The sequence below is a fragment of the Rhizobacter sp. P3_B12 genome (assembly GCF_056402895.1).
Map to the genome: position 1 here is coordinate 1 of NZ_JBFUGN010001144.1, position 1,798 is coordinate 1,798.

Annotated in this window: 3 protein-coding genes and 1 pseudogene; all 4 read right to left on the reverse strand. The window is 64.2% G+C overall.

Going from position 1 to position 1,798, the window contains the following annotated elements; genetic code table 11:
* Nucleotides 1–277 (reverse strand): citrate/2-methylcitrate synthase (locus AC1D01_RS33085; protein WP_477873714.1); only part of this gene is annotated, 277 nt, incomplete at its 3' end.
* Nucleotides 278–323: 46 nt separating this feature from the next.
* The gene (locus AC1D01_RS33090; RefSeq protein ID WP_477873715.1) at nucleotides 324–593 is read right to left on the reverse strand and encodes an FAD assembly factor SdhE; all 270 of its coding nucleotides are present in this window, start codon (nucleotides 591–593) and stop codon (nucleotides 324–326) included.
* A gap of 7 nt (nucleotides 594–600) precedes the next feature.
* A complete protein-coding gene (locus AC1D01_RS33095) occupies nucleotides 601–1,305 on the reverse strand; it encodes a succinate dehydrogenase iron-sulfur subunit (protein WP_047587140.1) in 705 nt (234 codons plus the stop codon).
* Nucleotides 1,306–1,336: 31 nt separating this feature from the next.
* Nucleotides 1,337–1,798, reverse strand: a pseudogene (locus AC1D01_RS33100) (succinate dehydrogenase/fumarate reductase flavoprotein subunit); the annotation flags it as partial.

Sequence of the window (1,798 nt, forward strand, 5' to 3'; positions counted from 1 at the left end):
GGTAGCAGGTCTCGAGGTAGTCGCAGTTGGTCGCGAGCTGCTCGATCGGGTAGCCGCGGTACAGCAGCTCGCCCTTGTCACCGTCGATGTAGGTGATGGTCGACTGGCAGGCCGCGGTCGACAGGAAGCCCGGGTCGTAGGTGAACTTGCCGGTCTGCGCATAGAGCTTGCGGATGTCGATGACGTCCGGGCCGATCGTGCCCTTGTAGACCGGCAGGTCCATCGCAGGGCTGCCATCGGAGAACGACAGGGTGGCTTTCACGTCGGATGGAGTCATGAGCATTCCTTCAAGCAGGGCAGGTTATGAGACTGAAAACACGCCTTCAGTGCCTGGCGCGCATCAGCTGCAGCACTTCGAGCACGTCGTCGCGCCGCAGGTCGCCATCGGGCTCCTTGCGGGCGAGCAACAGGTCCAGCAAATCGTTGTCGGACAGATCCATCAGCAGGGCCAGCCCCTCGGCCTGCCGGGTCGTCAACGCCGATTCATGACGCGCAAAGAACCGCTCGACGAACAGGTCGTTCTCGAGCAGGCCGCGCCGGCAACGCCAGCGCAGCTTGCTGAGGGCACGTTCGTCGAGCAGCGTGTCGGTCATGTCGAGTTCAGACGGCGCGGCGCACCATCAGTTCCTTGATCTTGCCGATCGCCTTGGTGGGGTTCAAGCCCTTCGGGCAGACGTCGACGCAGTTCATGATCGTGTGGCAGCGGAACAGGCGGTACGGATCCTCGAGGTTGTCGAGGCGGCCGCCGGTGTCCTGATCGCGGCTGTCGGCGATGAAGCGGTAGGCCTGCAGCAGCCCGGCGGGGCCGACGAACTTGTCGGGGTTCCACCAGAAGCTCGGGCAGCTCGTCGAGCAGCTCGCGCACAGGATGCACTCGTACAGCCCGTTCAGCTCCTCGCGCTCTTCCGGCGACTGCAGGCGCTCCTTCTCGGGCGGCGGCATGTCGTTGACGAGGTAGGGCTTGATCGAGTTGTACTGCGTGAAGAACTGCGTCATGTCGACGATCAGGTCACGCACCACCGGCAGGCCGGGCAGCGGCTTCAGCACGACGACGTCGGGCAGCGTGCGCATGTTGGTCAGGCACGCGAGGCCGTTCTTGCCGTTGATGTTCATTGCGTCCGAACCGCAGACGCCTTCGCGGCACGAGCGGCGGAAGCTGATGGTCGGGTCGACCGCCTTCAGCTTCATCAGCGCATCGAGCAGCATGCGCTCGCTGCCGTCGAGCTCGACCTCGAGGGTCTGCATGCGCGGCTTGGTGTCGGTATCCGGGTCGTACCGATAAATCTGAAATACACGCTTGGTCATGAAATGCTTTCGACGTTCTCGTGGCGATGGCTCAGAACGAGCGGACCTTCGGCGGGATGGATTCCGCTGTCAGCGGCGTCAGCTTGACGGGCTTGTAGTCGAGGCGGTTGCCCTCGCGGTACCACAGCGAGTGCTTCATCCACACCTTGTCGTTGCGGCCGTTCGGGAATTCCGGCGAATCGGCGTAGTCGTTGACGGTGTGCGCGCCGCGGCTCTCGTGGCGGGCGGCCGCCGAGATCATCGTGGCGAGCGCCGCCTCGATCAGGTTCTCGACCTCCAGCGCCTCGATGCGGGCGGTGTTGAACACCTTCGACTTGTCGGCCAGGTGGATGTTCTTCACGCGCTCGGCGATCGCCTTGACCTGCTCGACGCCTTCGTCCATCGTGGCCTGCGTGCGGAACACGCCGGCATGCTTCTGCATCGAGTTGCGCAGGTCGTTGGCCACGTCCTGCGCGTACTCGCCGCCGCTGCTCGCCTCGTACTTGTTCAGGCG